Here is a 6,723-nt window from a genome sequence, read left to right as displayed (position 1 = left end):
GTATAAGATTGTAAGTTGTTCTTCTTAGATTTAAAGCGCGGTGCGCTATTTTGTTTTTTAAAAAAGCGCGTATAAGCATCCGCAAGGTTGCGAACGGACGACTGAATCGCAATACTATCCACTTCTTTTAGCCAAACAAGCTCTTTCTTCATGGCAGGTAGTTTGGCAGAGCATGTACCATAGGTCAAGCCTTTTCCTGTCTCTTTGTATGCATGATCCCATAAGGATAGGAAATAATTGAATACAAAACGAGAACACCCAATCGTTTTGTTAATTAGAATTGCTTGTGCTTGATTTGGATAGATACGAAACTTATAGGCTTTATTCATCATTATTTAATTCACCTCCATTTCGGTATATGACTATTATACACCAAACGTACATTCGATAGGTAGTGGAGTAATACTTTCTATATGTCGAACAATTAAGATGGCTTCCTGCCATCCCTTGTTCGAAGCCAATTCATCTCCCACCTACTCACTGGACTATGACCCTTCACGCTCCTTGAGGAAGGAGTCTTCTTGGCTAAAATGATAAATTATTAACCATCCACCTATAGAAAAACCATTTGTATATTTCAATAAATCTTTATGTACATTTGGTAATTCAACTTTCATTACATCTTCTATTTCTTGAATTTCAATATCATTTGCTGGCTTATTTTTTATTAAACCAGAAACATTAGATAAATTTATCATTTTTCACAAAACCTCCCGAAACATCTAAACATTTATAATCTTCTACCAATACTTTTCTTGCAGTTTTCTGATCAACACCTGCCTCAATCATTTCCCTATAGGTTACATTAAATTCATAATTTATTTCAGTATCATATCCTTCAAGTCTTCTTCGTTTTCTTTGTATGGCGGAAATTTTCGCATGAGGAAAACCAAAACTTGATGGTAAAAGTATTGGTTGTGCTTTCTTTTCGTTATAATCAAATCCACCCTTAATAGCCCATTCATTTTGTATAGGATGATGTGATTGTATTCGATTATCAGCAGCTATATTTTTATGTCCTGGAGCACAATCACCACTTACTTTGCAACCTCAAAATATATATTTAATATTGATTAGTATGCCTTTTTATACATAACCATAGGAAAAAGCTTATGCAAATACATAAGCTTCTTCTATTTTATTTATTACTCTCTTAGGTATTAATTAACATCATTAATCTGATGTGATTTTATTAAATTTCTTTACGAAAGTTCTTCTGAATCCCATATTTCAATAAATTCAAAACCTTTTAGATCACTTTGTTCAATAAGAATCTTCAATTCATCTGAAATAAAAACAGCCGTGGGATGAATTTTCCCATTTATATAAACCTTAAAAATCATCTCATTTTGAACAGTATTACTATCAAATGCGAATTTTTCGCATCCTATTATTAAACCTGTAATCAGTTTTTTTAAAATTGCTTTATCACTATCAATTGCATCTAGTACATTCAACACATGGACCAAGTAATATACCTCACTAGTTGAATCGCGTAAAAGTGGTAAGAATTCAACATTATCGCCTATTGAAGGTTCTAATAATGCTTTTGCTTTTTCACTAACCATTAGGGCACCAATTTCTCCCCAGAAGTGTGGAAAATCAGTGGTCTTTCCTCCTTCTAAGCATTCAATAGGTAACTTTCTCCATGAATCTATTAGTTTTATTGTAGAGTTAAACTTCCCTTCAAAAAACTTTTTATCTTCTTTATAATTTAATAATTGAAAAGACTCATAGTTATCAGAAGAACTTCTTAATTCCCATATCTTCATAACGATTCTCCTTTACTACTGAGTAATATGTTGTTGTTTCTGAACCTTTACTTATTTATAATAAAAAGCTTATACAATTGCATAAGCTTTTTATTTTTTGCTATATTAGATATAGGGGTATCTAATTAAATTAGATTATTTAGGCACCCTCTTCCGAATCCCATACTTCAATAAATTCAAAACCTTTTAATTCACTTTGTTCAATAAGAGCCTTCAACTCGTCTGAAATAAAGACAACTGTCGGATGAATTTTTCCATTTATGTAAACTTTAAAAATCATTTCATTTTGAACTATATTAAAATCAAATGCGAACTTTTCACAACCTACTATAAGACCTGTAATCAGTTTTTTAAAGATTGCTTTATCTCCATCAATTGCATCTAGTACATTCATCACGTGGACCAAGTAATATACCTCACTAGTTGAATTCCGTAAGAGTGGTAAAAATTCAACATTATCACCTATTAAAGGTTTAAGTACTTGCTTGGCTTTTTCACTAATCATTAGTGCACCAGTTCCTCCCCAAAATTTAGGGAAATCACTATGATTATCTCCTTCAATACACTCTATATATATATTTCCCCATGAATTTGCTAAATGAGTTACTGAATTTATTTTTTCATCAATATATTTTTTGTGATCTTCTTCAAAATTTAATAACTGGAAAGACTCATAGTTATCTAATACACTCTTTAATCCCCATATTTTCATGCTTATTCCCCTTAACTATTCTTTTATCTTCTAAAGTAAAATAGAATATTACGTAACAAAAAATCGTTTACTACTATTTACTTTGTGATTCTAAAATATATCTTGAATATAAATTACCATCACTTTCTATACTTATTCATAATAAAAAGCTTATACAAGTGCATAAGCTTCTTATTTTTTACTCTATTAGATATGGATTCACATTACTAATCTAATTAAATTAGATTTCTTTACGCACCCTCTTCTGAATCCCATACCTCAACAAATTCGAAACCTTTTAAATTGTTTTCTAAAACTGTATTTCTAAATTCATCAGATACTAAGACAGTAGAAGAATGTAATCTTTGATTTAAAAATGTTTTAAATATTATCTGCCCCTCAACTTTATTGGCTAAAAATGCGTATTTTTCGAACCCTATTATTAACCCTGTACTTAGTTTTTCCAAAACTGCTTTATTGTAGTTAATTGCATCAACTGTATTTAGAACGTTTATTAGGTAATAAACTTCACTTGTAACATCATGAATTAATGGAAGGAACTCAACATTATTACAGATTAGAGGCTCTAATATTTCTTTTGCTTTTCTGCTAATCATTGGTGTACCAAGTTCTCCCCAGAACATAGGACAGTCACTTTTTTTATCACCTTCTACACATTCAATAAAAATTTTTCCCCACGAATCAGACAGTTTTATTGCCAAATCAATTTTCCCATCAAAATATTTTTTACGGTCTTCTTTTAAATTTAGTAGCTGAAAAGATTGATAGTTATCAAATAAGCTTTTTAATTGCCAAATTTTCATACCTTTTTACTCCTTCAGAATTTAATTATTAAGTATCATGGATGATTTTGTATTAAAGCCAAAATTCGCCTAAGTAAACCTAGTGATTTATTGGTATAATTAATATTGTATTCCATTTTATGGATCAATCAATTAATATAAGGCTATGTTTTATAACATATGAAAATACTGCTAATTTAATATTAAACATAATAAAATACATAGCCCTTTCTTTTTACTATTAAAAAACATATTGAAGTAAGGAGTTATATTATAATGGCAATCTTTCAAAGTAATGTTCAAAAAGCTGAACAAATTGCTACTCAAATGAGATCAGCTTCTGACGCAATTCAAAATGCAACAGGTAAATCAATAACGCACGCAACACGTACAACTTTAACCGTTAATTATAAAGCACAGGAAGCAAACCAACAAGCCTTAGAATTAACTAGACAATTTCTTGCTGCCTTTCAGCAATCCATTGACAATATACAGTCTGTAGCAACAGAGTTTGAACGAATGGACAACGATTTACAGAAGAATTTTTAGCTTTTTTAAGAATTTTTCCTTTATCCCTTCTGTTAACTTATATATAAGCAAAAAGGTAGGCGGAAAAAATGAATCAAGAAATAGAACAAAAAATGAAGGTCTTGAGTCAAAATCTAATGAATCTATCCGAGGAACAATACCAAAATCAACGCGCAATACAAACACAAGAACAAGCAGAAGCAGACTTTCAAGAATTAAAAATACGCAGCCATCGCTTTTTTCATCGTATTTTAGAAACATGGCATGGTGATAAAGAACTCTTTCGCTTTTTTACCAATATACAATTAGAAACTCAACAAATTGAAAGAAGCCTTTCTTATAAATTAGAAGAACAAAAGGAAACATTAATTCAAGAGAAACAAAAATTATACAATCTAGAAAATGACCTCACTCATCAAAAACAAAAACTTGCTAGGGAGGCCAATTTATGAGTTTAAATATGTATCTTGGAGAGGTACAATCCCAAACAAACACTATGTATGCTTTTTGTACTGCTACTATACAAAGTATGGAGCAAGTAATCCAATCTATCGACAGTTTTGTGGTTGATTCTGTCCTACAGGGTCAGACTTATTATAGTGCGAAAATGTATTTTGCAGAAACGTTTCTTCCTTTAGCACAGGGGATTATTTACCTATGTGAAGAATTACTCCATCAAAATGAATCTTTTCCTGCTGAGTTTCAATCAAGAGTCGCCTCAACAGATGTAGTTGAACAAGAACTATTAGAACAAATCCGAGAGATTGACCGAATGATAGCAAGTATTGAAGTTACAAAACAAATTATGCCACTACCGGATATGGATGCAATGGTTAACTTATTTATTGAGATGCGCCGTAAAATCCAGGAAAAGTTAGAACATCTATATGAATTTAATCAAACATCTAGTAATAACTATGCTACCGCGATTCAATTAGCGGCTAGTATCGCTGCAGGTCTAGCTGAAGTTCAAAGTGGAAAAGGCTTTAGCCCTGCAAGTGGTACATTTAGTACACAAAGAATAAATATGGAATGGGCAGATTCTATTCATGAATATCTAGATAATAATATTCGATTAGATAATAGTATAAAAACAAATAATCTAATTGAATCTGGTATACTATTAGGTAGTTCTTCGGAAAAGAATATACTAGAAAAGTTTATAAAAGGAGTTTGGAATGGATCTGGAGAATTTATTGGTGGTTTAGTAGAGACATACAATTCGTTAGACGATACAGTGACAAAGGAGAACCTAAAGTATGCTGCAGGTCATCCTATAGAAACCGCATATACCATGATAAATACTTTTTCAGACACTTTTATGAATGAATTTTGGCATGGCGATGCTGAAAGTCGTACACAATGGGGAACAAATATTTTTATGGAGTTTGGTTTAGGATGGCTTGGAGATAAAGGAGCAGGCCAAATTGGAAAAGTAACTTCCCTTGGAGACTCTGTAAAGTTAACGAAATTTTCAGGTGATACACCTTATATTTCAAGCCACTTACCATTAAAAGATCGATTTGCTTTTGCTGGTGGAGATGGTTTGCGATCTAGATTTGACACACCAGACTTTAAACAAGCCGAAGAAAAACTCTCTACCTATCAATTTGCTAGTAGTGGAAGAATTAATAGTAGCAGAACTAATGGTGGCAATGTTCCGTATAGTTTTGATTCTTCACTTATGGAGCACCTTTTTCATGGGGAACTAAAACAAAAATGGTGGGGACTAAAAGCTGTTGGATATCACCATGAAAGTATGATGGGTGGAGGAGAAATAGTTAGAATTACCCATGCACCAAATTCTGCGGGAGTATATAGAGCAAAAGTAAAAGTAGACGGTGAAACAAAAAACGCGCTTTCTTCATTTTTCCCTAAGGATTGGGATAGAGTACAGGTACTTGATTCTATCAAAGAAGCATACGATAATAAGATTCAAGTCGATACAGTTAGATATGTAGGACAAACATCCCACGGATTTAAAGTAGAAATGATTATACAAAATAATGAGATAATAACAGCATATCCTGTTTATACTAGGAGGTAAAAAATGAAATATACATACGAATTTTATCGTGATGGACTTGGCGGATTAAGAATACGTTTGTCAAAAGAAATTTCTATAATTTCTCATTTCTTGGAAGATATTTTAGATGATGAAGCAGATGAGTATATACAAATTTTAGATAATGTAGTAGACCAAAAAGTTCCGCAATATGAAATAGAAGGGAACGTAGCAGCAGTCTACATTGAACCTAATTACACCAGTGCTATTAACTTATTTATGAGTGCTCCAAATAACCAATGTAAAATTGAGACCTCTGAATTTAGAAAACTACTTGTGTTGTGGCGAGATACAGTGGTAGCAGAAGGGAAAGATATAGAAGTATAAAAGAAAACTACCTTCTGTGATATTTAGATCATAGATGCTAAACTCAATAAAATCAAAGGTAGGAATATATTAAATATATTTCTACCTTTTTATTATGTGGCGAGACTCCACATCCATTAACTTAAAAATTTTTTATTTAACAGGAATTGTACTTGCAGGAATATAAAAGATTTTACAATTAAGATGCTGTACTTAATATTGTTAACAGTTATTTTTGCTTATCCTTCATTAATTGTAAACTACCACCCTTAACCCCTATGTTTTTCCGGTACAAGAATAAAATGTTAAAAACAGTTTTAAAATGAGTTTCTTTTTCACCTTGTAAGCTGTAGAGCTTTCATATATTCCCCTTTTCTTTCAAGGGCCTTTTTTGCATCCTCAACCGTTAATGCAAAATCTACTGCAATGTTCTGTAATAACTCCTTATTAGCTTACCTGAAGAAATCTCTTAGTTGTTGATTTGCTAACCTTTCTTGTTTACTATCAATCAATAAAAAAAGATTTTTTTTGTTCAAGGGCTACTTTAAAATCTTAAGT

Annotated in this window: 10 protein-coding genes; 4 read left to right on the top strand and 6 right to left on the bottom strand. The window is 31.6% G+C overall.

From position 1 onward, the window contains the following. The 6 genes from DN403_RS23400 to DN403_RS23370 all read right to left on the bottom strand — a co-directional run. Window positions 1–332 (bottom strand): helix-turn-helix domain-containing protein (locus tag DN403_RS23400; protein ID WP_149185801.1); only part of this gene is annotated, 332 nt, incomplete at its 3' end. 153 nt (window positions 333–485) lie between these two features. Beyond that, window positions 486–698: an SMI1/KNR4 family protein gene (locus tag DN403_RS23390; protein ID WP_000609237.1), complete on the bottom strand. Its 213-nt coding sequence runs from the start codon at window positions 696–698 to the stop codon at window positions 486–488. Then, window positions 682–954: a hypothetical protein gene (locus DN403_RS23385; RefSeq protein WP_229193719.1), complete on the bottom strand. Its 273-nt coding sequence runs from the start codon at window positions 952–954 to the stop codon at window positions 682–684. The genes DN403_RS23390 and DN403_RS23385 overlap by 17 nt, the downstream gene beginning before the upstream one ends. Window positions 955–1,202: 248 nt before the next feature. Further along, window positions 1,203–1,772: an imm11 family protein gene (locus DN403_RS23380; protein ID WP_061667572.1), complete on the bottom strand. Its 570-nt coding sequence runs from the start codon at window positions 1,770–1,772 to the stop codon at window positions 1,203–1,205. A gap of 139 nt (window positions 1,773–1,911) precedes the next feature. Next, window positions 1,912–2,484, bottom strand: a complete 573-nt coding sequence (locus DN403_RS23375) for an imm11 family protein (RefSeq protein ID WP_149185800.1) — start codon at window positions 2,482–2,484, stop codon at window positions 1,912–1,914. 230 nt (window positions 2,485–2,714) lie between these two features. Then, window positions 2,715–3,287: an imm11 family protein gene (locus DN403_RS23370; protein WP_097888976.1), complete on the bottom strand. Its 573-nt coding sequence runs from the start codon at window positions 3,285–3,287 to the stop codon at window positions 2,715–2,717. A gap of 255 nt (window positions 3,288–3,542) precedes the next feature. Between DN403_RS23370 and DN403_RS23365 the strand changes: the two genes are divergently transcribed. The 4 genes from DN403_RS23365 to DN403_RS23350 all read left to right on the top strand — a co-directional run bounded on the left by DN403_RS23365 (window position 3,543) and on the right by DN403_RS23350 (window position 6,186). Beyond that, window positions 3,543–3,815 carry a TIGR04197 family type VII secretion effector gene (locus DN403_RS23365; protein WP_000974199.1) on the top strand — a complete coding sequence of 91 codons (273 nt, stop codon included), beginning with the start codon at window positions 3,543–3,545 and terminating at the stop codon, window positions 3,813–3,815. 68 nt (window positions 3,816–3,883) lie between these two features. Then, window positions 3,884–4,246, top strand: a complete 363-nt coding sequence (locus DN403_RS23360; protein WP_001070984.1) for a DUF3958 family protein — start codon at window positions 3,884–3,886, stop codon at window positions 4,244–4,246. After that, window positions 4,243–5,841 (top strand): EndoU domain-containing protein, encoded by a 1,599-nt coding sequence (locus tag DN403_RS23355; RefSeq protein WP_149185799.1) that lies wholly within the window; start codon window positions 4,243–4,245, stop codon window positions 5,839–5,841. Before DN403_RS23360 ends, DN403_RS23355 begins: the two co-directional genes overlap by 4 nt. Window positions 5,842–5,844: 3 nt before the next feature. Then, on the top strand, window positions 5,845–6,186 hold the full coding sequence (locus tag DN403_RS23350) for a hypothetical protein (RefSeq protein ID WP_097888978.1): 342 nt from the start codon (window positions 5,845–5,847) through the stop codon (window positions 6,184–6,186). The last annotated feature ends 537 nt before the right edge of the window (window positions 6,187–6,723 follow it).

This window comes from Bacillus sp. AY2-1, assembly GCF_008368965.1.
GTDB lineage: Bacteria > Bacillota > Bacilli > Bacillales > Bacillaceae_G > Bacillus_A > Bacillus_A thuringiensis_S.
Note: the sequence above shows the minus strand (reverse complement) of the source record. Positions and strands in the feature narration are given on the sequence as shown.

Coding starts and splice junctions, on each gene's coding strand:
- DN403_RS23390 (WP_000609237.1), bottom strand. CDS start 698: ATGATAAATTTATCTAATGTTTCTGGTTTAATAAAAAATAAGCCAGCA.
- DN403_RS23380 (WP_061667572.1), bottom strand. CDS start 1,772: ATGAAGATATGGGAATTAAGAAGTTCTTCTGATAACTATGAGTCTTTT.
- DN403_RS23375 (WP_149185800.1), bottom strand. CDS start 2,484: ATGAAAATATGGGGATTAAAGAGTGTATTAGATAACTATGAGTCTTTC.
- DN403_RS23370 (WP_097888976.1), bottom strand. CDS start 3,287: ATGAAAATTTGGCAATTAAAAAGCTTATTTGATAACTATCAATCTTTT.
- DN403_RS23365 (WP_000974199.1), top strand. CDS start 3,543: ATGGCAATCTTTCAAAGTAATGTTCAAAAAGCTGAACAAATTGCTACT.
- DN403_RS23360 (WP_001070984.1), top strand. CDS start 3,884: ATGAATCAAGAAATAGAACAAAAAATGAAGGTCTTGAGTCAAAATCTA.
- DN403_RS23355 (WP_149185799.1), top strand. CDS start 4,243: ATGAGTTTAAATATGTATCTTGGAGAGGTACAATCCCAAACAAACACT.
- DN403_RS23350 (WP_097888978.1), top strand. CDS start 5,845: ATGAAATATACATACGAATTTTATCGTGATGGACTTGGCGGATTAAGA.